This is a genomic window from Sorangium sp. So ce590 (assembly GCF_051521365.1).
In the GTDB taxonomy this organism is placed as follows: domain Bacteria; phylum Myxococcota_A; class Polyangia; order Polyangiales; family Polyangiaceae; genus Sorangium.
In genome coordinates this window covers 5,649,280-5,674,544 of record NZ_CP150346.1, presented here as the reverse complement: position 1 = coordinate 5,674,544, position 25,265 = coordinate 5,649,280, and the positions used below count along the sequence as shown (strand labels likewise).

Below are 25,265 nucleotides of genomic sequence, written 5' to 3'. Positions count from 1 at the left end.
GGCTCAGTAGCCACGCCACGTCGAATCGAGCTCGATGGAATAGTAGTCCACGAACCGGAACGCCACGCCCCCCGCATCCCCGCTCGCGCGGATCGCGTACACCGACTCGTTCGACTGAGGTCGATGGTCGGTCGGGCTGAACGAGATCGGCCCGGCCGTCATCCCGTCGAGCACCACGTTCTGGAACGACTCGAGCGCGTTCTTCAGGTCCTCTCCCGTCGGCCGCTCGTGCCCCGCGTCGACGGCCCGCTCGACGGCCTTGCGCCACATGAGCGCCGCCGCGTGGCCCTGGACGTAGAACTGGTCCTGATACCGGCCGAGCGGGTGGTCGTCCTTCTCCCGGTACGCCCGGTGGATCCGCAGCATCGCCGCCATCCCGCTCGAATGCTGGGTGTCACCGTAGATCGGGACGGGGAACAGGCCGTAGAAGATGCCAGCGCAGTCGGCCCCGCAGATCGTCAGCGTCCGCTCGCCGATGCCCCAGTTGTTCGCCATCACGCGCAGCTGCCAGCGCTCCTTCCCCGGGAACGCCCGATCGACGAGCTTCTGCGCGGCGGCGGCGCCCTTCCCGACGAAGGCCGAAGAGAGGACGGTGTTGCCGGCCCAGAACCAGCTCGCCGGGACGTAGGACGGGTCCGCCTTCTTCTTCTCGATCTCTCTCTTCACGTAGCGGGTCACCGCGTCGACGATGAGCCCCTCGTCGTCGGGGGAGGACGTCTGGGGAACGAGGAGATCCTCGCCGAGCAGCATGCCAGGCAGGTGCTCCACGTACGACTTGCCCGCCGCGAGCGGATCGACGCAGTAAAGACACCTGTCGATGGTGTCATGCACCATCGCGATGCGCCCGGGCGCGATCTTCCAGGCGGCCTTCATCCCGATGCGGATCCCGGTCGAGTAGTCCGTGGCCGGGAAAAAGATGTACGGATAGCCGGGGCTCGTCTTGTGCTCGGTCGCCGAGAGGCTGTGTCCGAGAGCGTTGAACTCGGCGTAGCGCACGTCCGCCGAGATCGGCACCGGCGTGGCGAGCGAGCCGGCGTACGAGCCGGGGATGATGAGCTTCTTCTCCTCCGCGAGCTTCGGCGCGACGCGGGTGGTCGGTCCGGTGCCGAAGATGAACAGCGTGGAGACCTCGCTCCACGCCGGCTCCCGCCGCCACGCCTCGATGGCCTCCTCCGTCATGGCCGGGTTGTACTGCGCGTCTTTCATGTCGACGTCGATGGGACAGCCACGGAGCCCTCCCTGACTGTCGTTGAGGTGACGCAGGTAGTCGTAGACTCCGTATTTGTACGCCGGCGCGACGTCGGCGGTCGGCCCTGTCTCGCCCGTCGTGATCCGGATGCGGAGCGCCCCCGTGCAGCCAGCGCCCGCGGCCGCGGCGGATCCGGCGGCGGTCGACCCGGCGAGCACGGCCGCCCCGGAGCCGGCCGAGCGCGCCTGCCCTTCCGGGCGGCGCGCGGAGATCGCCACCGCGGCGATCAGGGCGGCCACGCCGAGCGCCCCGATCAGGTAGCTGCGCTGTTGAGGCGCGGCGGCCGTGGGGAGGGTCGACTTGAGGCTCGTCGAGTCGGACGTGGCGCGCCGCTGGCCAGGCGGCCCAGGGGTCCTCTGCCCGAGCTCCTCATCGAGGGGGGGCATGGCCTGGAGGCGCCCTCCGTCTGCGCCCTCGATCGAGCTCGCGCGGGAGAGGCCGGGCGAGAGGAGCACGCTCGGACGGCTCGCGCTCTGCTCGATGTACGCCTTGACCTGCCGCTGCATGCTGGCGCGGCGCTCCGCGAACATGCCCAGCATCGTGGCGCCGATCTCGTCCGACCCCGCGTCCTCGCCCGTCCCATGCAGGTAGTCCTCGAGCGCCGCGCGCATCTCCTGCGCGGTCGCGAACCGCTTCGCCGGGTCGCGCTCGAGCGCCCTCGCGACGATGGCGTCGAGCGCCGGCGGGATGTCCGGGTGGACGAGCGAGGGCCGCTGGATCTCGTCCACGGCCGCCAGCTTCCAGAGCGCGCTCACGGGGTCGCCCCCGAAGAGCCGCTCCCGCGTGAGGAGCTCCCAGAGCACGATCCCGGCCACGAAGATGTCGGCCCGCCGGTCGATCCCCGCGCTGTCGACGGCCTGCTCGGGCGCCATGTAGGACGTCTTGCCCTTCAGCTTCCCGGTCTCGGTGTGGTTCGTGTTGATGGACGCCTTGGCGATGCCGAAGTCGAGGAGCTTCACCGCGCCGTCGTACGTGACGAAGATGTTGTGCGGGGAGACGTCGCGGTGGACGATGCCGAGCGGCGTGCCGTCGTAATCGCAGAGCTCGTGCGCGTAATGGAGGCCGCTCAGCATGTCGGCCACGATCCGGACACAGACGCCGCGCGTGAAGCCTGCCGCGCCCGGCTCTCCCTGGGCCACCGCCTTCATGATCCCGTTGAGCGGCTGGCCCTCCAGATACTCCATCACGGTGAAGTAGCCGGTCTCGTCCATGCCCACCTCGTAGGTCTGGACGATGTTGGGGTGGTTGAGGCGCGCCGACAGCTTCGCCTCGTCGAGGAACATGCTGACGACCTTCTCGTCGTCTCCGCCCACGCCGCGGTGGCGCTTGACGACGACGAGCTTGTTGAACGACCCCGGCCCCCGCGCGCTCGCCAGGAACACGTCCCCCATCCCACCCCGGCCGAGCTTCGCGATCGGCCGGTACTTGCCCATGATCGCCGTCTGGGTCGGCTCCGCGTCCGCGATGTCTTGACCCGTGCCCACCATGCCCCCGGCCGTCCTCAGACGCGCGCGCCGCTCCGAGTGGATTGGCCATAGGAGCAAAGACCGATATCCCTGTCAACGCCGCCGGCCCCCGCCACAGAGGCGAACGCCTCCGCGGGTTGGGTCGATCGAGCACGTTTCACGCCTTGCATGTGCTGCGCGTGCTTCACCCGCCCGCCCTCAGCCGGTTGAGGTCGTGGCATCGATGGGTTCATGGGGCGATGCGACCGAGTTGACATCACGAATTCGAAGCCGGTTTGCGGCCTTGTTGTGTGGTCGTCATTTTTCACGTGGGCGGTGCGCCGGGGGAGGGGACGCGGGGAGCCGTGCGCTCTCGATCGAGGTGCTCGTAGGGGGCGAGCGTCGTCAGGCGCGTGTCCTCGAGGGGGCCGCCGACGGTGAAGTGATAGAGGCTCTGGAAGTCGTCGCCGGCGATGCCGCACAGCTCGTGAAAGACATCGTCGAAGTAGCAGCCGATGCCTGTCGCGCGCACCCGGCCGCCGCTGTCCCGCGCGGCCTCGGCCTCGAGGTACAGCGCGTGGCCGAGGACGCCGGCCTCCCAGAAGAGCCGGCGGTACGACGGCGCGCCGCGCTCCCGGAGCGTGGCGCCGAGATCGGCGATCATCCCGAGGCTGAACGCGCCTTCGGCGGCGATCTCCTGATGACAGCTCACGATCTGCGCCGCGCTCCGGAGATCGGCCTCGGAGAGGCGATAGAGCCGCAGGTGACCCGGACACCCCTCCGGCTTTTCCCACGCGAAGGGGTGCGCGAGCGCGGCCTTGAGCCGCGCGTGCGCGTCCTCTGACCGCTCTAGCGCGTAGAGGCCCGGGGCGAGGCCGCGGACGCGGTGCACGAAGACGATCGCGTGCACCCGCGGCGCCCACGGGAGCGCGTCCCACGGGGGCACGCCGGGGCGGGGGAGGAGGTGGTCGAGCATGGCGTAGAACGTCTCGGCGCCGATCGACGTGCGGCCGTCGTACGCGGAGGCGCTCCGCCGCGTCCGGATGATCTCGGACGCCAGGGCGCCTCCGCCGACGTCAGGCAATGGAGGCAGCGCGCTCTCCAGGACGGCGGCCGGGTCCTCCGTGTGGGCCTTCCAGGTGGCCTGGGCGACGTCCTCGATGACCTCCCAGTCGACGTGGCTCGGGCTCAGCGCGTTCGCCCGTCCGGCCCACGCGCCCTCGCCGGCGAGGCGGGTCAGCTCGGCCGCGCGCGCGGAGGCCGCGCGGGCGGCCGAGAGCGCCTCCTCCCGTCGCAGCGGCGCGGTGGGCACGAGGAGCAACGCGGCGTCCGGGTGCTCGCGATCCGCCGCCGCGATCCCCGCGAAGTCCGCGTCCCGATCGAGGCCGAGCAGCGCGGACAGCTCGGGATCGCCGAGGTCGTCGAGCAGCACGGCGGACCAGCCGAGCGCGGCCGCGGCATAGCGGACAGCGGCGATGGCGTGACCGGCGTCGTGCTGGCAATAGCGGAACGCCCGCTCGCCGTACTTCCACGCCTCGCGCCAGTGGACGGAGCTCAGTCCCACGAGGAAGCCGCCGGCGGGGAGGAGCTCCGAGAGCGCGCGGGCGGATCCGGCGCCCAGCGTGGACCGGCGCTCGAGCTTGTGGTCGCGGCTCACGTAATGATAGAGGCCCGCAGGTAGGCCGGGGGCGCCGGCCGAGAGCAGGTATCCCTCGGTCGGGTGGAGGTTCCCGCTCGAGGGGTTGCACCGGAGCGCCCAGCGCGAGCCTCGGTATTCCTTCCAGGCGGAGAGGCCGAGGGAGAGCTCGAAGAGGGCCGCGATCGATCCGAGCTCGACCGCGGCGGGCGGCACCGCGCCGGGGCGGTAGAGGTCCCCGTACGGCGCGGCGACCTCGCCGGCGCGGAGCGGCAAGAGGACCTCCGGGGCGCCCTGGAAGGTGCGGAATGGATCGGGCTGCGTGCTCCAGTCCAGGTAGCCCAGGGCGCGGGCATAACGCCGCAGGTGATGCTTCGTGCGCGTGTGATACGAGAGCGCGCGCTCGACGGGGCTTCTGGACATGGGGCCGCTCCGCGGACCCAGGGTAGCAGCGGCCCGGGGCGCCGCTACCGGACCGAACTGCCTCGAGTCCGACGGCCCGGAGGGCAGCGGCGTCAGGCCAGTCCCCCTCGTCCCCGTGGGCAACCCCCTCGGGGTTCAACTACGGACGGCGCGACTGGCGGTCGAGCCGGGCGCTGAGCGGCGGATCATCCCCCGGCGCCGGCTTGTCCGCGCTCGAGAGCGAACGCAATGCCGCTCTGCAGGGTCCCGCGGGTGACAATGCCCTCGAGGCGGGTCTCCCCTGCCTCACCAGGGTCTGCGCCACGTCGCGGCGGATGCCCGTGAGGACTACCTGCGCGCCGAGCATGCGCGCCGCTTGGGCGGCTTGCAGCAGCGCGTGGGCGACGCGGGGGTCGACTGTCACCACGGTGGTGATGTCGAGGATAGCCGTGCTCGTCCGGGACCGCGAGGTGCCCCACAGCAGGGTCTCCATGATCTGGCGCGCCCGCGCCTCGTCGATTGACCCGATCAGCGGCATCACCACGACATCCTCGTCGATCGCGATCAGCGGCGTGGACGGCGCGACGAGCGCCGCGGCCTGCATGGCGATGATCACCTCCTGCAGGCGCTGGTGCGCGAGCTCGGACGCCTTGCGCGCCGTGACGTCGATGCCCAGGAACACGACCTCGATCAGCGCGCCGTCCGGCCCGAAGCGGTGGAACGAGTTCCACGCCAGCGTCCGGAGCTCGCCGTTACGGTGCGCGGCGCTAGCTCGTAGCCGCTAGGATAGGCCATTTTCACGATCCAGCCCCGTCCGGCGCAGCGTCCGTGGGCTCGACAAACTCCCGGGGGCCAGCGAGTGGGGGATCACATCGAAAGCTATGTTTCTTGTGCTGGCCGGCCAACCGTCGCCTCGTCCGCCTCATCGTCACCTCCGGCAACATCGCACCTGGCGCGCTGGTTGCCGACATGCTCCGCGCGGCGCGTGCCCATGCTCGCCCACGCGACCTGCGTCCGCTGCTCGACGCGAGGGCTGCCAAGATGCATGCGCGCGCTGCGCGACCTCGACCGCCATCGAAAGACCGTATTCGTGATTCCGCGCTGGTGTTCCATTCCCCTGCGACTGAATCCCCATCCAGGGGATTGGCTCGGCACATCGTGAGAGCGGTGTGGATGGCGTTTGACACGCATCTCAGCTGGGATCGGCGGAGCCGCTCGTGGTTGACATTTCAGAGCCGGTCTGGATATCCTTTCCTCCCCTCCACGCCCTCTGGGTTCCCCGGGAGCATCTGACGCACCGGTCACCCGAAACCGTGTTCTTGGATCCGTTGATGCGGCGTTTCAGGTGCACGCCGTGTGCCATTTTTCTGCTCGAAGAGGTGCCATGTCGCTATCCATCGAAGTGGTCAGACGCTTTTGTCCTGTCATTTTCTTTCACGACAACGAGAGGTTCTTTCCCTGCTCGATCGAGCACCTGGTCCAGGGCGGAAAGCTGTATGGAGGCGGGGTGATCAACGGACAGGGCGGCGTCATCCCGCCCATGCCGAATCAGACCATCGACACGTTCATCAGGACGCTGTTCGACATCGATCCGCGGATCAGCGTCAACATCGAGATCAACCCGTCGCAATACGCCGGTATGCCGCTCTCGAACGGCAGGATTACCGCGCCGATGTACTATGCGGTGCAAGAGTTCGGCGATTGTGTCGAGATCACGTACGTGTCGCTCTTCGCCTTCCAGGGCGGCCAGACGATCCGCGCCCTCCGGGTCGGCACCGAGTTCTGGTGCATCCTGAACGACTACGGCCAGCACCAGGGCGACCTCGAAGAGGTCACGGTGCGGCTGCGCCCCAGGGGCGGCGGCGACTACGAGGTCGACCGCCTCATCTACTATGCGCACGGCGATGCCAGCGAGTTCGCGCAGGGCGATGTCCGATGGGACGGGAGCCACCCTGTCGTCTACTCTGCCCTGAACGGCCATTCGATGCGCAACCCCTTCAAAGAGGGGGGGGACGGCGGCGGCGGCGGCAAATACTGGGTCAGCGAATACAGGCAAGCCGGCGTCGCCGATTTCGGCTCGTCCATGGGCGAGGGGATCCAGTGGCGGCCCTTCGAGACGAGCGAGCTGAAGCTCATCGGTCTGGACGCCAGCGGCAACCCCATCGGCACGGAGAGGTGGGCGAAGTTCGGAGGGCGCCTCGGGAAGCAGAAGGACACGGGGTTCACCGGGGCGACTTACTTCGACGGTCGCGGTCTGGACTCGTCCGACTGGAGCTTCATCAAGATGGATGCCGCGATCGGCGGCATGCTCGGGATCATCCCGGACCAATACAAGAGCGGTGTCGGTCCGGAGGGGCCGGCGCGCCGGTCGTACATCCGCCCGGGCAGCGGCTTTCGCTACTCCGGCTCGCAGAGCGGCTGGAGGTGGTGTCGCAACTGCCAGTCGCTGTTCTCCGGCGCCGGTCCCAGCGTGTGCCCGGCGTGGTCGCCGTGGTCCGTCGCGGACGCGGGGAGCGGGCTGATCTTCTTGGCGTGCTCGGGCGGCGTGCTCGGCTCGCGCTCGGACGGCTCGGTCTACCTGACCACCAACCGCGACGCGTGGGAGCGCTGGCGCATCGATCCGCAAACCGACGGCACCGTGCTCGTGACCTCGGCGCAGCACGGGCTGCACCTCGGCGCGCGGCCGGACGGCAGCATCTATACCCACGTCAACACAGAGTCATGGGAGCGCTGGCGGCCCGCGACGAGCCCGCCTCGCGCCGCACGCACGATGCGCCTCACCAGCGCCGAGCATGGAAGGATGCTCGGCGTGACGCAGGGCAGCCTCGCGTTGCAGCCCTCGGCGGGCGCATGGTCCGTCGAGGACGCGGGGAGCGGGCTGATCTTCTTGACGTGCTCGGACGGCGTGCTCGGCTCGCGCTCGGACGGCTCGGTCTACCTGACCACCAACCGCGACGCGTGGGAGCGCTGGCGCATCGAGCTGCAGGCCGACAGCGCTGTGTTCGTGACCTCGGCGCAGCACGGGCTGCACCTCGGCGCGCGGCCGGACGGCAGCATCTACACCCACGCCAACACCCAGTCATGGGAGCGCTGGTGGCTCACGACGGACGCGTCCGTGGGACGGCAGCTCCACCTCACCAGCGCCGCGCACGGACGCCAGCTCAGCGCGATGCAGCAGGGCCTCACGCTCCAGCAATCGGCTGTATCGCACGATCCGACGGGCAGCGGGGACTACCTCCTCTACTACGGCACGTCGCCGTACGAAGGTCAGTCGGGCTGGCGCCGGTGCCGCAAGTGCGGCGTCCTCTTCTATGGCCTCGCCACCACCCGATGCCCGGCGGACGGCGGCGCGCACGAGGGTGGCGGTGAGAGCTACTCCCTCTGCGTCGGCGACGAGCCCGACCGGCTCACCGCCGATGCGGCCCTTGCGAGCGACGGGAAGCTGAAGTCGCGCAACAAACACTACACCATGGTCGTGCAAGGCGACGGCAACCTGGTTGTCTACGGCGCCGGGGGCGACGTGTTGTGGGCAGCCGGCACCGGCGGCAAATCGGTGGGCACGAACCACCTTGTCATGCAGTCCGACGGCAACCTCGTCGTCTACGGGCCGAACGGCGGCGTCGTGTGGGCGGCGGGCACGGGCGGCCGGTCGATGGGCAACAACGTCCTCGTGCTGACGGATGATGGCAACCTCGTCGTCTACGGGCCGAACGGCGGCGTCGTGTGGGCGACCAACGCCACGCGGCAGGACAGGAACGGGCAGAGCCAGTGGCGCTGGTGTCACAAGTGCGGCAGCCTCCGCTACGCTGGCGACAACAACGCCGGCCGGTGCCCGGCGGGCGGCGGCCACGAGCTGAGCGGCAGCGGCAACTACGTGCTCCCGATCCAGTAGCACCACTGCGGGAAGTTGCCCCGGATCAGCAGAGAAACCGCCAAGGCCGCCACGTTGAGAGGGGAAGGACCGTCTCCGCATTTTTTCCCTCCTATTTCGCTGATTTCTTGGCGCCCTTGGCGTCTTCATCGAAGAGCGTGCCGTTTCCCATGACGCCGAGCATGCCCGCGTAGAGATTGGCTGTCCCGCCGGGGCCATCGAGGGTGATCGGCGCGAGAGGAACCCTCACGATCGGCTCGATTCGCAGCCTGGGGGTCAGCGAAAACCAGAAGGACCCGATCCCGTCGAGACCGCCATTTCCGGCGTCGATGGGGATGCCGAGACCCAGCGTCAGCCCGAGCTGGCTGTCCGTGGCCGCCGTGACCGCGGTCCGTCTCCGGGGGACCGGAGGAGTCCCCGCCTCGTGATGAAGCCGGCGAGGCGCGCTCTCGATCGCCTGTGCGCCCGTGGCGCTCGTCGGTCGCGGCGTCGGCGCCAGCGTCGGGGCTGGAGCCGGGGGCGGCTCCGACGCCGGGGACGGGGACGAAGGCACCTCGATCGGCGATCCCCGGGGCGCTCCGCCCGGAGCTGCGCCCGGCTCGGCACGTCGCGCGGCGAGGGGCTGAACGTGGGCCCTTACGTGCTCGGCGGCCTGCACGGATCCGACGTCCACGTCGCTCCCCGCGCCGTCGATCACGATCTCCGCGTCCTGCGCTTGTGAGAGGGGGGTTACCGTCTTGATCTCGATGCGGCTGGGCGGTCCATCGATGATCCGCGCGATGGCGATCGTGCCGTCGGGGACCTCGCGGCGCATGGCCCCGCGCACGACGACGCGAAAGCCGATCGACTCGAGCTCGGCGCGAACGCGCGCAGAGAACAGGCCGCCCGCCCGCGTGACGATCACGATGACCTGCCCGCCGCCGTCGTGGCCGCGCGCGTCGCCCGCGAGGCCGGCGAGCAGGCGGAGCGCGGCGAGGGCGCTCTCGCCGTCCTCGCTGGCTCGCCTCCTGGCGGCGCCAGGATTGCCGAATCCGCGCGCGCTCAGGCGACGTCCGCCGGGGCGCCTCCCTCCACCGGCGCGCGCAGGCGCTCCCATGCCTGCTCGATATAAGCGAGGCACTCCATGATGGATCCCTGCTTGCCGGCCTCCCGCGACCCGCGCGGGATCGCTCGCTCGACCGGACACACGGAGTACTGCTTCTCGTGATCCACGACGACGCGATAGGTGGCTGCGTCCTGTCGCTCTCCCTGACTCATCTTCACCTCCGAGGGGCGGCCCGATTGCGCTGCGGGGTCGCACCATAACCTCGGCGCTCGCGCAGGCGAGCCCGAATCTCGGAGCGCGCATCGCAGGATCAGGCCGTCTCCGGCCCAATACGGCGTCATGCCGGGGTCGATGCCCATGTCCTGGCATCGTGCCGGCGAGCCGATTGCCGGTGGATCTACTCCCCTGTCCGAGCCGCCAGCCGAGATCATGCAAGGCGGCCACTCGCCGGGGCGCTCAGCTGTAGACCCCCTGCACGTACTCGGTCAGCATCTTGATCTCGGCCTCTTGCTCTCGGCTCGCCCAGTGCACGAGATCGCCGATCGAGATCATCCCGACCACCCGCCCGTCCTGGACGACCGGCAGGTGACGGCAGCGCCGCTCGGTCATGACCGCCATGGCCTGCCGCGCCGTCGTGCTCGGCTCGACGCAGACGACCTCGCAGGTCATCACCTCCGCGACCGGGGTCGTCGCCGGATCGCGCCAGGCCAAGATCACCCGCGTCATCACGTCCCGCTCGCTGATGATGCCGCTCGGAGACCCGTCGATGCTCACGAGCAGCGCGCCCACGTGTCGCACGCACATCGACTGCACGGCCTCGAAGACTGTCGCCTCCGGAGCGATGGTGTAGACGTTCCGACCCTTCCTGTTGAGGATTTCGCCGACGCTGTCCATCGTCGCCTCCTTACCCAGAGCCAGCCGGAAGCATGACAAAAAATCGAGCGCTGGGACGTTGTCGCGCGCAGATTTTTCGGGTTCTTTTCACCTGGAAGCCAGACTTCCCGCGCTTCACAGCCGCGCTCGCCTCGACGTGGGTCGCGGACCGGGGAGGGGGCGGTCGTGCGGAGCGCGCGCGGCGGCGTCCGGTTGCGCGGCCACGGTCGGCGGCTGCGGGAACCAGCAGGATCGACCTTGCGGACGCCACGTTCCTATGTTGCCTTCTGCCCATGAAAATGGGTGCGCCGCGATGACGGTGAAGGGGCAAGGCTTCGAGGTTCTCTTCGGCCGTCCGGCGAAGGTCCTCGCCGAGGCGCCGGGGCGCGTGAACCTGATCGGCGAGCACACGGACTACAGCGGCGGGTACGTGCTGCCGACGGCGATCCCGCAGAAGACGCGCGTCGAGATCGCGCCGCGGGGCGACGGGCTCATCCAGGTCGTCACGCTGAATGTGGGCGGCGCGGACGGCGGCGCCAAGCTCTCGTTCCGCGCTGGCGAGGAGTCGCGCCGTGGCCTGTGGCTCGACTACGTGCAGGGCATCACCGCGGTCCTCCGGGGCCGGGGTGCCTCGATCCCCGGCTTCGACGCGAGGATCGAGTCGACGGTGCCGCTCGGCAGCGGCCTGTCGTCGAGCGCCTCGCTGCTCGTGGCGCTCGCCCGCGCCCTGCGCGCGATGCTCGGCCTGTCCATCGACGACGTGGAGATCGCCCGGATCGCGCACGCGGCGGAGCACGACTTCGTGGGCGCGCCCGTCGGGACGATGGATCAGATGGCCGCGAGCCTCGCCGACGAGAGCACGGCGCTCTTCATCGACACGAGGACGCTCGCGTTCGAGCGCATCCCGCTGCCCGCGGAGACCGAGCTGCTCGTGGTGGACTCCGGGGTGGCGCACCAGCACGCGAGCGGCGATTACAAGACGCGGCGCGCGGAGTGCGAGCGCGCGGCCGCGGCGCTCGGCGTCCCGCAGCTCCGGGACGTCGACGCGGCCGTGGAGCCGCGCATCGCGTCGCTCCCGGCGCCGCTCGACCGGCGGGCGCGCCACGTCGTGACCGAGAACGCCCGGGTGCTCGCCGCCGTGGCCGCGCTCCGCGCCGGGGACCTCGGCCGCCTGGGCGAGCTCTTCGACGCGTCGCACCGGTCGATGCGCGACGACTTCGAGGTGTCGGTGCCGGCGGTCGACGACCTCGTGGAGAGCGCGCGGGCGCAGCCGGACGTCCTCGGCGCCCGGCTGACCGGCGGCGGCTTCGGCGGCGCGATCGTGGCCCTCGTGAAGCGCGGGGGCGCGGCGAGGGTGGGGCGGGCGGTTGTGGAGGCCTACGAGCGCACGCCGGGCCGCCGGGCGACGGTGCTGGTAGGAGGGCCCGTCTCATGAAAGAGCGCTCCGGGATCGCGCGCTGGGCCGGCGTCGAGTGCCGGGCGCGCGGTCCTGCGCAGCCGCGCGGTACCCGCACAAAGCAGCGATTTCTCACGGAGCGGACGCCACGGCTCCTGGCTGGCCCACGGGCCTAGGCCGCGGCTCGGTGGCGGCGCTCGTCAGCCGGGGTACCACGTGATCCGCGGGTCATCGGGCGCGCGCACGTGGTCGAAGGCGGCGTCCGTGAGCCGCGCCAGATCGTACTGCGGCCGCCAACCGAGCAGAAATTTCGCCTTCGAGTTGTCCAGCCAGGTCGAATGGAACGGCGTCTTCAGCCTCACGCTCGGCAAGCCCCGCGTGGCCTCCAGATAACGCGCCAGCTCCCCGTAGTCGACCGGCTCATCCATGCAGATGTTGAAGGTCTGCTGGCGAGCCTTCTCATGATTGATGGCCTTGAGGATCGCGGTGACCAGATCCTCCACATGCACGAAGTTACGCTTCACCGGCTTACCGTCAGGGTCGAGCATCACAGGGACAGCGCCTGAGCGGACGTAACCCGCTGCCGCCTCAGCGCCGACCAGATCGCGCCACCTCGGCCCTCCGAACACGTCGTCACCGAAGGATAGCTGCGCCTTGAAGTCGTCCTTCTCCATGATCCACGGCGCGCGCAGGCAACATCCGTTCATACCATATTGAATGTAGTACTGCTCGAGCATGACCTCCTCGAGCACCTTGGACAGCGCGTAACAGCCCGGGTAGGCGCTGTGCCTCTGCGCCTCCGTGACGGGGACCGGGTGCGGATAAAAGAAGTGGCCCATCCCGGCGTCGCCCCCGATCAAGATGAATTGCTCGAACGCAGGGCTGACGCGGCAGGCTTCGAGCAGCCAAAACATGCCTTTGACGGCCACGTCCATGACGCTCTCGGGGGTCTCCTTGCTGGTCGCCAGATGCAGCACGTGGCTCACGCCCTCCGCTGCCTCGTCGACCACGGCCCGGTGCTCGATGGACCCACGCACCACCTCCAGGCGCGTCGTCCGCTCCAGCATGCGGTTGTGGCATAGCGCACGGACCTTCCACGCCTCGAACCTGGGGTCCGACAGGAACCTGCGGATGAATGTCTGGCCGACCTTGCCCGCCGCCCCGGTGACCAGAATTCGCTTCGTCTCGCTCATTCTATCGCTCCTCGCTCTCCAGCGTCATCGATGAGACCGCACTTCACCACCCCTGGCTGCGGGGGCCGAGCGGATCAGGACCTGCTGCATGACGATGAAGCCGAGCAGCAGCAGCCCGATGCTGATGTGGTGCCAGGGCGACGGCAGCCGTCCATCCAGGTTGATCACCGCCCGCACGATGCCCGTGATCATCACGCCCATCACGGTGCCGACGACGCTGCCAGCGCCCCCGGTCAGCAGCGTTCCACCGATCACCACCGAGGCGATGGCCTCGAGCTCCAGGCCGGCGCCGATGTTCGGCTTGCCGGCGCTGTCGACAAGCGCCGTCGTGACCCCGCCGAGGCCCGCGCACAGGCCGCTCAACGCATACAGGCACACCGTCGTGGCGCCCACCGGCACCCCCATGAGCAGGGCAGCCTGCCTGTCCCCGCCGATGGCCAGGACGTTCCGGCCGAAGCTCGTGCTGCGGCCAACGATCACGCCGAGCACGAGGACGATCAAGAACAAGAGCGCCGTCGCGGGGACCCACGTTCGGTCCAGGCCCGGGATCCTCATCGCGAAGCCGAGCTCATCGACGATCCAGTCCAGCGCCGGATGATCGATGCCGATGGGCTGCATGCTGACGAGGAACGCCGCGCCGCGCGCGAAGAACATGCCCGCGAGCGTCACAAGGAACGGGGGCAGCGAGAAACGATGGATCAGGTACCCCGTCATCGCGCCGAACGAAACCGACACCGCGAGGCCGACGCAGAACGCCAGCAGCGGATGGCAACCACCTGCCACCAGCGTGCCCACGAGGACCGTCGTGAGCGCGACGACGGAGCCGACCGAGAGGTCGATACCGCCCGACAGGATGACGAAGGTCATGCCGACCGCGCAGATGCCCATCGCGGCGTTACCCTTGATCAGGTCGACAAGGAAACGCAGGCTGCGCGTCGCATCGTAACCGACCAGCACCCCCGAGTAAAGCGCGGCCAGGAGGACCGCAGTCACCATGAGCGGCAGATGCCGCCGATCCCAGCTGTGCATCGCTACTGCCACCTCTTGAGGCCGAGCAGCGCGACGAGCCGCCGGCGCGACTCCTCCGAGACCAGCAGACAGCTTATCAGCATCACGCCGGCCTTGGGCATCGGCTCGATCTCCGAGGGCACATGCTGGATGTACATCGTGATGGAGAGCGTCTGGATCAACAATGCTCCTATCAGGGTACCGCCCAGATAGAAGCGCCCACCGGTGAGCGCCGTGCCACCGATCACCGCGGCGAAGATGGCATCCAGCTCCCGCAGGCGCCCCACGCGATCGGGGTCAGCCGTGGAGATGTACGAGGCGGCCACGAGCCCGGCGATGCCGGCGCACAGACCGGAGAACCCGTACAACCAGAGCTTGATGCGGCGGTCGTCGACGCCTGCGAGGCGGCTCGCCCGCTCGTTGTCGCCGATCGCTTCCATGAACAGACCGAGCGCCGTCTTCCGGGAGAGCAGCGCGGCGACGACGAACACGGCGGCCACCAGCAACATGGAGAACGGCAAGCCACCGACGTGGCCGCTGCCGATGAACGCAAACGTCGGATCCACGTGCGTCACGGGCTCGGCGCGGGTGATGAGCATGGCGACGCCACGAACGCCGACCATGCTGATCAAGGTCACGATGATGGGCTGAATGTTCAGCAACGTAACCAGCGCGCCGTTGAACAAACCGACGCTGCCCGCTACCAGGAGGGACAAGAGCGCCGCCAGGAGCGGCCCGTGGCCAGCGTCCTTCATCAGGATCACGCAGGTGGCGCCCGACAGCGCCATGACCGAGCCGACCGACAGGTCGATGCCCCTGACGGCGATCACCAGGGTCAGGCCGATGGCGAGGAGCATCACCTCCGAGCCCTGGTTGAGCAGGTTGATGGGCGTCCCGTAATAAGCCCCGTCTCGCTCGACGATGGAGAAGAAGTTCTTGGACAGGATGAAATTGAACAGAAAGAGCGCCAGGAGACCGAGCAAAGGCCAAGCTTCGCGGCGCCCGCGCCTGAACAGCAGGGCGCCGGCGCCGCCGGTGACGAGGATGATCCCGATGCCCGTGAGGTTGGCGTTCGTGCGCACCGCTTCAGCGATCTTCTCGTGCATCGGTCGGCGCCTCCTTCTGCTGGGCAATGGCCTGGATGATCGACGAGGGAGTCACCGACTCTCCCGCGAGCTCGCCCTGCTGCTTTCGGTCTCTCAAGACCACCACCCTGGAGCAGTTGCGCGCGATCTCCTCGAGCTCCGACGAGATCAAGAGCGTAGCGACCCCCTTTTCGCTGAGCGACTTCACCAGCGCCTCGATCTCCAGCTTGGCGCCGATGTCCACGCCGCGCGTGGGCTCGTCGAGCAGCATGACCCGTGGTTGCATGGCCATCCAGCGCGCGAGCAGCACCTTCTGCTGATTGCCGCCCGATAGCAGCTTGACGGGCGTCTCCGGGGACGGTGTCTTGATGCTCAGGGCGTTGATGTAGTGCTGGACCAGACGATCCTGCTCGTGGCGCGGGAGCACCCGCAGCGCCCCCCGCGAGGCCTGCAAGGCCAACACGAGGTTCTCTCGCACGGAGAGGTTCGGGACGATGCCATCCACCTTGCGGTCCTCCGGGCAGTACGCGAGGCCCGCCCGGATCGCGTGCCGTGGTGTTTTGATCTCGAGCGCGCCGCCGTCCACCGTGAGCTCACCGCGATCGGCGGGCTCGATCCCGAAGAGCATCCTGGCGGTCTCGCTTCGACCGGAGCCGAGCAGCCCCGCCAGCCCCACGACCTCGCCGGGCCGCAGCGCGAGATCGATCGGCCCGATGACCCCCTCTCGTTCGAGGCCGCGCGCGGCGAGCGCCGGCTCCGCGGCGCTCGCCTCCCCTCCAGGGCCGGCAGGGCTGCCTGGCGCGGGCTTGTCTCTTGCGCCGAGCTTCACGCCCAGCATCGCCTGGACGAGCTCCAGGCGAGGCAGCGCGCTGCTCGCGTATCGCCCGACCAAGCAGCCATTCCTGAGCACCGTGATCGTGTCGCTGACCGCGTAGACTTGATCCAGGAAGTGAGTCACGAAGAGCATCGCCAGCCCCTGCGCCTTCAGCCTCTGCATCACACCGAAGAGCCGCTGCGTCTCCGCTTCATCCAGGCTGGAGGTGGGTTCATCCAGGATCAGGATCCGGGCGTCCACGGCGAGCGCGCGGGCGATCGCGACCATCTGCTGTAGTGCGGTGGGCAACGCCGCCACCGATCGCGACACGTCGAGGTCGAGCGAGAGGCGCGCGAGGGCCTGACGAGCCTTCGCGCGGACGGCGCGCTGGTCGATCAGACCGAAGCGCCGAGGCTGCCGGCCCAGCATGATGTTGTCCGCGATGGAGAGCTGCGGGATGAGGCTGATCTCCTGGTGCACCGCGCTGATCCCCAGCGACTCTGCGTGACGGGGAGAGGTCGGCCGTATCAACGTGCCGTCGAGGCGCAGGGTCCCGGCGTCGGGGGGATGGACGCCAGTGAGCAGCTTGATCAGCGTCGACTTGCCGGCCCCGTTCTCCCCCATCAGCGCCTGGATCTCGCCCGCGTGCGCCTCGACGTGCACGTCATGCAGAGCGCGAACGCCAGGGAACGACTTGCTGAGGCCCTCGACAGAGAGCAAGGCTTTCGAACCAGGCATGCGGCTGCTACTCCGTAGGTGAGGGCCGCTCGACAAGCGGGCTCACGAGCGTGATGGGGCTTGCGCCGCCGCTGCAGCGCGCCGGCGCCGCCTCCTCCTCAGTAGGGCCGCGAGCTGATGAGCGTCGCTGCCTGCTCGCGTTCGAAGATCTGGCCAGGGACGATCGTGCGCTTCGGCACCGTCTCGCCGCGCACGATCTTCTCGATGGTATCGAAGAGCAGGGGGCCGTGCATGGGGTTGCACTCGACCGTCGCGTTCAGCTTCCCCTCTATCATGGCCTCGAAGGCCGGCTTCACGGCGTCGATCGACACAACCAGGATATCCTGCCCGGGCTTCAACCCTGCCGCCTGGATCGCCTGAATCGCCCCGAGCGCCATGTCGTCGTTGTGTGCGTAGACGGCGTTGATCTCCCCCTTGTGGGCCGAGAGCAGCGTCTCCATCACGGTCTTGCCTTTGGTGCGCGTGAAGTCACCGCTCTGGCTCGCGATGATCTTCATGTCCGGGGATTTCGCGATGGCCTCGGCGAAGCCGGCTTTGCGCATCACCGCCACGTCCGCCGCCGGCGTGCCCACGAGCTCGATGATGCGCGCGCTGCCGTTCGTCTGCTTTGCGAGCCACTCGGCCGCCCGGCGCCCCTCCCCGACGAAGTCTGCGACCATCACCGTCTCGTACAGATCTTCGTCGGCGTCCGCGCCCCGGCTCGTGAGCACCACCGGGATCCCGGCGCGCTTGGCCTCCTTCAACGTAGGCTTCCAGCCAACGGACTCTTGCGGCGCAATGACGATGACATCGACGCCCTTGGTGATGAACCCGTTGACGGCGTTGACCTGGTTGTTGTGCACGTTCTGGCCGTCTGCGAAGAGGAGCTGCACGTTGCGCTTCGCCGCCTCCTCCTGGATCGACTTGCTGTGCGCGATCCTCCAGGAGCTCTCGGCGCCCGTCTGCGAGAAGCCGACCACGATCTCGGACAGCTTCTTCGGCTTCCGCCCCACGGGATCGGTGCCCGATGCCGGCTTCGGGGCGGCGCGCTCGGCGTCGCTCTCCCCGCGGGAGCAGCCGGCGCCGATGGATGCTGAGCCCAAGATGGCCAGGAACATCCTCCGTGATACGGAGTTTTGGAGGTCCATGCTCTTCTCTCTTCCTGCTGCCTTTGGGGCGCGGATCGCTGGCCGGCCCTGCGCGGACGCCGTTGCATCGCATTTGCGAAGCAAAAGGATACCCTCGGCTGCAATGTGAACGATCACATGGCCGGCGTCAATTCCAATCGATCGGCCCGCGGGTATCCTCGAGCCCGAGGGAGGACGAGGCTGGCGGGGCTCCTCCGGAGCGCCGCGTCAAGAGGGGCGGGGCGCCGGACCGGGATCATCGCCGGCCCGCCCGGCGAGCTCGAAGCCGATCAGCGCATCGACGGCTGCCAGGACTTCTCCGAGGTCGGGCGCCGCTGCCTCCATCTCCCTGCTCGGGCAGATTGAGAGCGGCCAGCGCTCCTGGCCGCGCGTGGTGGTCGAGGCCGAGCTGGTCCTGCGCAGAAGCTCCGCCCAGGTCCCCAGGAACCGACGAGCTCGCATGAGCCGAGATTGGTTGGCGGCTCACGACGCCGCCGCCGACCGCCGCTGCGCCCCGCTCGGGATCGAGGATAGCCGCGCGCCGGCCCTTGATTGACGCGGATGATGTGAACGCTCACAATATGCGCTTCGGGTATTCTTTCGCTTTGCCCTGGATAGGCCGTGCTGGCGCGATGCTTCCGCCGGCGCATCACGAGCGTTGGCGCATCGAGCAACCTTGGCCGATGCCGCCGCCGGTGGATGCGTTGGTAGAGCCGCCTTGGCCGATGCCGCCGCCGGAGGTAGTCACATCATCGAGCCCATCGTCGATGGGCTCGACGTTGAACCCTCACGATCGGCTCGATTCGCAGCCTGGGGGTCAGCGAAAACCAGAAGGACCCGATTCCGTCGAGACCGCCGTTCCCGACGTCGATGGGGATGCCGAGACCCAGCGACAGCCCGAGCTGGGTGCCCGTGGCCGCCGTGACCGCGGTCCGTTTCCGGGGGACCGGAGTCCCCGCCTCGTGACGAAGCCGGCGAGGCGCTCTCTCGCTCGCCTGCGCGCCCGTGGTGCGCGTTGGTCGCGGCCCCGGGGCCGGAGACACCTCGATCGGCGATCCCCGGGGCGCTCCGCCCGGAGCTGCGCCCGGCTCGGCACGTCGCGCGGCGAGGGGCTGAACGTGGGCCCTGACGCGCTCGGCGGCCTGCACGGATCCGACGTCCACGTCGCTCCCCGCGCCGTCGATCACGATCTCCGCGTCCTCCGCTTGCGAGCGGGGGTCTACCGTCTTGATCTCGATGCGGCTGGGCGGTCCATCGATGATCCGCGCGATGGCGATCGTGCCGTCGGGGACCTCGCGGCGCACGGCCCCGCGCACGACGACGCGAAAGCCGATCGACTCGAGCTCGGCGCGAACGCGCGCAGAGAACAGGCCGCCCGTCCGCGTGACGATCACGATGACCTGCCCGCCGCCGTCGTGGCCGCGCGCGTCGCCCGCGAGGCCGGCGAGCATGACGAGCGAGGCGAGCGCGGTGAGCGAGCGAGTCACGGCGCGAGGATGCTGCGCGCCAGCGCGGCGTGGGCACCTCGAGGATGGGCGTCGAGGTAGCGCGAGGCCGTCGCGCGGGCGGCATCAAGCCGCCCGGCGCGGTGCTGGATCTCCATCACCCGGCCGAGCGCCTCGGGGGCGAAGGCGCCCGACGGGCGCTCCGCGAGGTAGGTCGAAGACCACTGCTCCGCCTCGGCGGTGCTGGCGTCGAAGCTCATGCGACCGAGGTGGAAGGCCGCGGCCGCGGCCCTGTCGGTCCCGGCGAAGCGAGCTCGGAGGCTCGCGTAGATCCGCCGAGCGACCTCCGGATGCTTGGCGAACCGCGCGACGTCGGCGAGATCGAGGAGCTCGGAGGAGCCCGCCTGCGCCGCGATGGCGTCGATGCCTTGCTGCTCTGCGGCGTCGAACGCGCCCGCATAGTCGCCCTCCTGCGACAGGTCGCGCCACGACGCAGCGGGCCTGGGCCGGCTGACCTGCGCGTCGCTCGGCGCAGCGGGCGCCGCCGTCGTCGATGGCGCGGCGGCGGGCGCGGCGCGCGGGGTCGGAGCAGGCGCCGGCGCGTCGATGCGAGGGGCGTCGCTCGCGTCGGTGACGACGTCGCGGCAGGAGAGGCGCACCGCCTCGCCGGCTCCGACGGAGCGGGGCTCGCGCCGGCAAGCCCCGGTCACCTCGACGCGACCCTCGGACAGCGCGACGCTCAGCACCTCGTTCCACGGGTCCCAGGCCGCGTCGAAGCGTGTGCCGATGACGTGCACCGCGAACGGCCCCGCCACGACGGTCCACGCGCTCCGCTCGCGGTGCACGACGTGCGCCGACAGGCTGCCCCGCTCCAGCAAGATGCTGGCGCCGCGCTCGCTCACGTCGACGACGCGGGTGCGGCCCTCGGGCCGCACATCGACGAGCGTCCCGTCCGAGAACCGAAGGGCGACACCCTGGCCCACGGCGGCCACCCACGCGCCCTCCTCGCCGTGTGCGCTGTCGACCGAGAAGGTCATGTCGCTCGGGCGCGTCACGAGACAAATGTCCGCGCTCGCGGCGGCGATGGCGGCCGCGCCGAGGAGCGCGCCGCGCGTCCGCTTCGTCGCCGCGCGGCGTCGCTCGGCGCGGAGCGCGCTCAGGTTCGAGGCGTGCTCATCGAGGCTCGGGCGCTCACGGCGCTGGAGGGCGCCGTCCAGCGTCGCCGCGACGCGACGCCCTGCCTGACTCAGACGCGCGCTGGCCATCGCGAGCCCTCCTTCATCATTCGCGGCGCACCGCTTGCTTCGGAGCCGGGAGAGGCGATGGGGATGGGAGGTCGCGGGAGCGACGTCCTCGGGCTGGCGGTAGGCCGGAGCTCTCGGCGCTCCAAGGTGGCCGGCCCCCTCCAGCGCGGTCCAACAATCGTCGCGCAGTCCGCCCTCTGTGTCTTGTGTGTCCTGGCGCCGGCGAGCCGGTGCTCAGCGGCGAGCCTCCGTGGCGGCGACGCGAGGGCGCCCCGGCTGCCGCGCAAAGGACGAGGGCCGAGGCCTTGAGCGCCAGGAGACCAGCCGCAGGAAGGAGCTGCGCCGCCGACCGATTTTATCGGGAGTCCGCCGCTTCAACCCGGATTCAACGAGGGTCGCCCGCTGTTCCATCGTAACGGTAATATTCTCGAAGCGGTCGTCAGCGGTCGCCCTTTGAATGCTCCCTCGTTGAACGCGGCACGACGTTGCGGTGGATAGCGTGCCCCGCTGCGCCTTCCAGGGGGTCCTGGGGCGATGGGCGCAGGCTCGTGAGAAGCACAAAAGCGCGCATTGCCCTCGAAAGAAAAAGTTGAATATCCGTGCGTGACGGGTCATTGTTAAGTGATATGACAAAGTCGCCACGACTCGCGCTCATCATCGCCACCGCGGTATCCCTCGTGCCATTGGGTTGTGCTGTGCTCCCGGAGGATACGGCCGAGGAGACCCTCGGAGCGGACCAGCAGGCCGCGATCATGGGGAACGGGCTGACGTTCAACGGGCTGACGTTCAACGGGCTGACGTTCAACGGGCTGACGTTCAACGGGCTGACGTTCAACGGGCTTGCCATGGCGGAGCTCTCGGATCCGCTGGGCCGCCAGCTGCTGTCCGCCATCGTGAGCTGCGCGCTCCCCGAGGGGGAGGCCATCGATCTGAACATCGAGGGCGTCGACTACTCCTTCGAAGGCTCGGTTGGCCTGGCGCCCGAGTGGGGCAAGGACGGCGGCGAGTGCGGCGAGAACTGCAAGTCCTGGGTGTCCGCGTGCGTGATCTCCCGGGTCAATTACCTCGGCCAGAGCGTCAGGATCTCGGTCCGGGGGAAGGACAAGGCGCTCGCGAGCACGAGTGAGGAGCGCGAGGAGTACACCGAGCGCGAGGGCGCCTATTTCGGGGACATCTTCGCGACCCCGCAGGAGCTCTACGCGTGCGTCGCCCCCGGCGCGTCGCAGATCCCGCGGGTGTGCGGGCCCTCTATCCAGGGCTGCTCACCCATCGAGGTGCTCGGGGATTGCGATGACGTCTGCAGCAAGGAGCTCAACGACGGCGCTTCCGACAAGTGCAGGGATCCCTCCGGCAAGATGCAGAAGGGCGCTGTGACGGTGTTCCTGGCCTCTTAGCTCAAGTTTCGCACCTCCGGCGCACAAGCCGACCCGGCTCGGTTGAAGCGCACCGCGGGCCTGTTCTTTCGGATGTCGTGAAGTCGCTCGAACAGCTGTCCTTCTCCCCCAAAGCCACCGGCCCCTGCGCTCGCGCAGGCGCGTTTACTGCGTTTTATCAATTCTTGTTTCAGAAAGGCGAATGAAGATGAAAACCGTCCTCAAGGCTCAAGCTGTCGCTCTTGCACTGCTGGCTGCGCAGCCGGCCATGGCGAAATGCTGGGAAGATCCCGTGCCGGTTCGCGACGTCTACGTGGATTATGACGGTCTCACGTTCCATGCGACCTGCTGGAACTGCGATCGTCACCAGACCATCGTGTACATGCCGGGATTCGGGGATGCGGGGACGTCGGGCGATCCGATTCTCCACCGTGACGAGTTCAGGAAGTACGGCGTCCTTTCCATCGATCCGCTGAATCAAGGTCAGTCGGATCATGAGGTGGTCACCGACCTGGTGCCGTTCATGAACGAAGTGATCCGCCGGTTCATGGACCACGAGCGGATCCGCAGGGCATACTTCGTCGGCCACTCCGTGGGCGCTTTTCAGGTCCTCGCGTTCCAGGACGCCTACCCGAATCGGGTGAAGAACCGCGTGGTCCTCTTGGATGACGGACAGATCTCGTTCCAGGACCTGCCCAATCTCGTCTTCCCGGGAGGAAACGATTTCGGGATCCCCGCGGGAGAGTACAGCATCGGCGACGTGAACAAGATGTTCTGTGGGGCGCCCGAGATGGGGATGACGTTCGATGAGTGCGTGGCCGGCATCGATGCGTACTCGGCCTTTGGGGTCGAGCCCACCTGGGACCACCTCCGGAAGGTCTTGCTGATCACCCGTGATTTCTCCATCCCCACGATCCCGGGAGTGTCGGAGGCCCTCGACTCGGCTTTCGAGGACGCCTCTCTCGCCTTCTCCGAGAGCGTGCACCACGCCGAGTGGATCCAGATCCCCGGCGCACAACACAACTTGTCCAGCAATACCGAATGGGCGGACGCCACGGCAGAAGCCATCGCCCAGTTCCTGCCCTGATCTCCACGCCATGGGCTTGTGAGCCGATCCTGAAGCGGGCCCTCGGACCCCGCGCTCAGGAGGCCGACGTGGCTCGGCTGGAGCGAATCTCGAGCGTGGGGACGTCGCCCTGAGCGCCCGCGGCGGCCCCCTGCGCCGCGGTCGCCCGGCCGAGGAGCTCGAAGACCTCCACGGGCCCCGTGGCGCCCACGAAGGCGCGCTGCCCGCACGGCGCGCACTGCCCGAGAGCGGGGCGCAGGCACGGCGCGCCGATGCGTTGACAGCGGAATAGTTGGATGTAGGTGCGTCAGGAAACAATTTTGAAATATCGTCTGGCCGGGGACTGGAAACCGTCCACCTCGTTTCCTAGTACCGCGTCGCCCAAGCTCATCCGAGGTCCGCCGCGGAGGGACCGGCGTGGAGGCGAGCCATCTCTGAGGCTCGCTGGCGCGCTGGCCACGTGAGCGACGAACCTGGAACGAGCCTGGACGACAACGTACCAGCGGTCGGCACAGCGACTGCGGACTCACGTCCTGCCTCGCACCCGAAGGTCGAATACCACCAAGCCCATGCCGAAGATCCCGGATCCACCAGCTCCAAACCCATTGACGTGGAAGAGCGATCTCGTCGCAGGATTCCTCGTCTTCTTGATCGCTCTACCGCTCTCCCTTGGCATCGCCATGGCGAGCGGATTTCCCCCCATCGCAGGCGTGCTCACCGCCGTCATCGGCGGCGTGGTCGCGACCTGGCTCGGCAGCGCGCCGCTCACCATCAAGGGCCCGGCCGCGGGGCTCATCGTCATCGCGCTCGGCGCGGTACAGGAGCTCGGCGGCGGAGACAACGCGACAGGCTACCGCCGCGCGCTCGCCTGCATCGCCGTCGCCGCCGTGGTGCAGATCGCCTTCGCGCTCGCGCGCGCCGGCACCCTCGGCGACCTCTTCCCGTCCTCGGTGGTGCACGGCATGCTCGCGGCCATCGGGATCATCATCTGCTCGAAGCAGGTTCACACGCTCCTCGGCGTCACCCCGACCGCCAAGGCGCCGCTCCAGCTGCTGCTGGAGATCCCGGCCAGCGTCCTCCGGCTGAACCCCGAGATCGCCCTGATAGGCGTCCTGTCGCTCGTCCTCCTGTTCGGAGCTCCGGCGCTCGCCAGGAGAACGCGATGGTTGCAGAAGATCCCCGCGCCGCTCCTCGTGCTCGCGGCCTCGATGCCGCTCGCGCTCGCCTTCGACCTGGAGCACGAGCACACGTACACGCTCCCGCTGACGGGCTCGATCTACACGATCGGGCCGCAGTTCCTCGTCAACCTGCCGGGGAGCCTGGCGCAGGCGATCGTCTTCCCGGACTTCAGCCTCGTCACCTCGCCCGCGTCCATCAAGTACGTCCTGATGTTCGCCATGGTGGGAAGCATCGAGTCGCTGCTGTCCACCAAGGCGGTCAGCTCTCTCGATCCCGAGAGGCGCCGCCCTGACCTCGACAGGGACCTGCTCGCGACCGGCATCGGCAACCTCGTCGCGGGCCTGCTCGGCGGGCTGCCCATGATCTCGGAGATCGTCCGCAGCTCCGCCAACCTCGGCTACGGCGCGAGGAGCCGGCTCTCGAACTTCTTCCACGGCGCCTTCCTCCTGCTCTTCGTCGCCTTCGCGCCGGGGCTCATCCACCGGATCCCCCTCGCCGCGCTCGCCGCGATGCTGACGTTCACGGGCATCCGCCTCGCGTCTCCCGGGGAGCTCGTGAAGACGTTCCGCATCGGCAAGGAGCAGCTCGTGGTCTTCGTCGCCACCGCCGCGATCACCATCGCGACCGATCTGCTCGTGGGGGTCGCGGCCGGCATCGCCGTGGAGATGCTCATCCACGTGCTCAACGGCGCGCCGCTCCGCAACCTCTTCCGGCCCGGTCTCGAGGAGCACGTCGACGGCGGGCGGGTCGTGCTGCGCGTCAAGCAGGCCGCCGTCTTCAGCAATTACCTCTCGATCAAACGGAGGCTCGCGCGGCACCAGGGCGCCCCTGCCATCGAGATCGATCTCGCCGGCACCGGTCTTGTCGATCACACGGTCATGGCCAACCTGCACGATCTCAAGGCCAGCCTCGCGCGCGAGGGGCGGGCGCTGACGCTCTCAGGCCTCGACGACCACGGTCCGATGTCCTCGCACCCCCTTTCTGCGCGGAAGCGGAAGCGGAAGGAGAAGCCGCCTCCCCGGGCGCATGATGATGAGGAAGATGCGCCGTCGAGCCCGCACGCTGCGGGCGAGACGCGCGAAAGATCCGCGTGCGCG

17 protein-coding genes and 1 pseudogene are annotated in these 25,265 nt (G+C 69.0%); 5 read left to right on the top strand and 13 right to left on the bottom strand.

Annotated features, from left to right (window positions below; all coding sequences use genetic code 11):
* Positions 1-3: 3 nt before the first annotated feature.
* The 3 genes from WMF28_RS21030 to WMF28_RS21020 all read right to left on the bottom strand — a co-directional run bounded on the left by WMF28_RS21030 (position 4) and on the right by WMF28_RS21020 (position 5,414).
* Positions 4-2,736, bottom strand: a complete 2,733-nt coding sequence (locus tag WMF28_RS21030) for a protein kinase domain-containing protein (protein ID WP_437604049.1) — start codon at positions 2,734-2,736, stop codon at positions 4-6.
* 283 nt (positions 2,737-3,019) lie between these two features.
* Positions 3,020-4,753, bottom strand: coding sequence for a nitroreductase (locus WMF28_RS21025; protein WP_437604048.1), 1,734 nt, complete (start codon positions 4,751-4,753; stop codon positions 3,020-3,022).
* A gap of 139 nt (positions 4,754-4,892) precedes the next feature.
* Positions 4,893-5,414, bottom strand: a complete 522-nt coding sequence (locus WMF28_RS21020) for an STAS domain-containing protein (RefSeq protein ID WP_437604047.1) — start codon at positions 5,412-5,414, stop codon at positions 4,893-4,895.
* An 825-nt stretch (positions 5,415-6,239) separates the two neighbouring features.
* Between WMF28_RS21020 and WMF28_RS21015 the strand changes: the two genes are divergently transcribed.
* Entirely contained in the window at positions 6,240-8,624 is a 2,385-nt protein-coding gene (locus WMF28_RS21015) for a hypothetical protein (protein ID WP_437604046.1), read from the top strand.
* Between the two features lie 91 nt (positions 8,625-8,715).
* Here WMF28_RS21015 and WMF28_RS21010 read toward each other — a convergent pair whose 3' ends face one another.
* From WMF28_RS21010 to WMF28_RS21000, 3 genes are all read right to left on the bottom strand, one after another.
* Positions 8,716-9,699 carry a hypothetical protein gene (locus WMF28_RS21010; protein ID WP_437604045.1) on the bottom strand — a complete coding sequence of 328 codons (984 nt, stop codon included), beginning with the start codon at positions 9,697-9,699 and terminating at the stop codon, positions 8,716-8,718.
* Entirely contained in the window at positions 9,645-9,860 is a 216-nt protein-coding gene (locus tag WMF28_RS21005) for an MbtH family protein (RefSeq protein ID WP_437604044.1), read from the bottom strand. The genes WMF28_RS21010 and WMF28_RS21005 overlap by 55 nt, the downstream gene beginning before the upstream one ends.
* Before the next feature lie 244 nt (positions 9,861-10,104).
* The gene (locus tag WMF28_RS21000; protein ID WP_437604043.1) at positions 10,105-10,542 is read right to left on the bottom strand and encodes a CBS domain-containing protein; all 438 of its coding nucleotides are present in this window, start codon (positions 10,540-10,542) and stop codon (positions 10,105-10,107) included.
* Between the two features lie 292 nt (positions 10,543-10,834).
* On the opposite strand from WMF28_RS21000, the gene galK reads away from it, so the two are divergent.
* Positions 10,835-11,956 carry a galactokinase gene (galK, locus tag WMF28_RS20995; RefSeq protein ID WP_437604042.1) on the top strand — a complete coding sequence of 374 codons (1,122 nt, stop codon included), beginning with the start codon at positions 10,835-10,837 and terminating at the stop codon, positions 11,954-11,956.
* Positions 11,957-12,117: 161 nt separating this feature from the next.
* On the opposite strand, the gene WMF28_RS20990 is transcribed toward galK, so the two are convergent.
* The 7 genes from WMF28_RS20990 to WMF28_RS20960 form a co-directional block, all read right to left on the bottom strand.
* Complete coding sequence (locus WMF28_RS20990; RefSeq protein ID WP_437604041.1) at positions 12,118-13,110, bottom strand: NAD-dependent epimerase/dehydratase family protein; 993 nt, start codon at positions 13,108-13,110, stop codon at positions 12,118-12,120.
* Between the two features lie 24 nt (positions 13,111-13,134).
* Positions 13,135-14,139, bottom strand: a complete 1,005-nt coding sequence (locus WMF28_RS20985) for an ABC transporter permease subunit (RefSeq protein WP_437604040.1) — start codon at positions 14,137-14,139, stop codon at positions 13,135-13,137.
* Positions 14,140-14,141: 2 nt separating this feature from the next.
* A complete protein-coding gene (locus tag WMF28_RS20980) occupies positions 14,142-15,224 on the bottom strand; it encodes an ABC transporter permease (protein WP_437604039.1) in 1,083 nt (360 codons plus the stop codon).
* The gene (locus tag WMF28_RS20975) at positions 15,205-16,755 is read right to left on the bottom strand and encodes a sugar ABC transporter ATP-binding protein (RefSeq protein ID WP_437604038.1); all 1,551 of its coding nucleotides are present in this window, start codon (positions 16,753-16,755) and stop codon (positions 15,205-15,207) included. Before WMF28_RS20975 ends, WMF28_RS20980 begins: the two co-directional genes overlap by 20 nt.
* A gap of 98 nt (positions 16,756-16,853) precedes the next feature.
* Positions 16,854-17,837, bottom strand: a complete 984-nt coding sequence (locus WMF28_RS20970; protein ID WP_437604037.1) for an ABC transporter substrate-binding protein — start codon at positions 17,835-17,837, stop codon at positions 16,854-16,856.
* Between the two features lie 773 nt (positions 17,838-18,610).
* Complete coding sequence (locus WMF28_RS20965) at positions 18,611-19,348, bottom strand: hypothetical protein (protein WP_437604036.1); 738 nt, start codon at positions 19,346-19,348, stop codon at positions 18,611-18,613.
* The gene (locus tag WMF28_RS20960) at positions 19,345-20,571 is read right to left on the bottom strand and encodes a FecR domain-containing protein (RefSeq protein ID WP_437604034.1); all 1,227 of its coding nucleotides are present in this window, start codon (positions 20,569-20,571) and stop codon (positions 19,345-19,347) included. Before WMF28_RS20960 ends, WMF28_RS20965 begins: the two co-directional genes overlap by 4 nt.
* Positions 20,572-21,245: 674 nt before the next feature.
* Between WMF28_RS20960 and WMF28_RS20955 the strand changes: the two genes are divergently transcribed.
* From WMF28_RS20955 to WMF28_RS20945, 3 genes and pseudogenes are all read left to right on the top strand, one after another.
* Complete coding sequence (locus tag WMF28_RS20955) at positions 21,246-21,944, top strand: hypothetical protein (protein ID WP_437604033.1); 699 nt, start codon at positions 21,246-21,248, stop codon at positions 21,942-21,944.
* A gap of 187 nt (positions 21,945-22,131) precedes the next feature.
* Positions 22,132-23,010: an alpha/beta fold hydrolase gene (locus WMF28_RS20950; protein WP_437604032.1), complete on the top strand. Its 879-nt coding sequence runs from the start codon at positions 22,132-22,134 to the stop codon at positions 23,008-23,010.
* A 548-nt stretch (positions 23,011-23,558) separates the two neighbouring features.
* Positions 23,559-25,163, top strand: a pseudogene (locus WMF28_RS20945) (SulP family inorganic anion transporter); the annotation flags it as partial.
* Positions 25,164-25,265 lie beyond the last annotated feature (102 nt).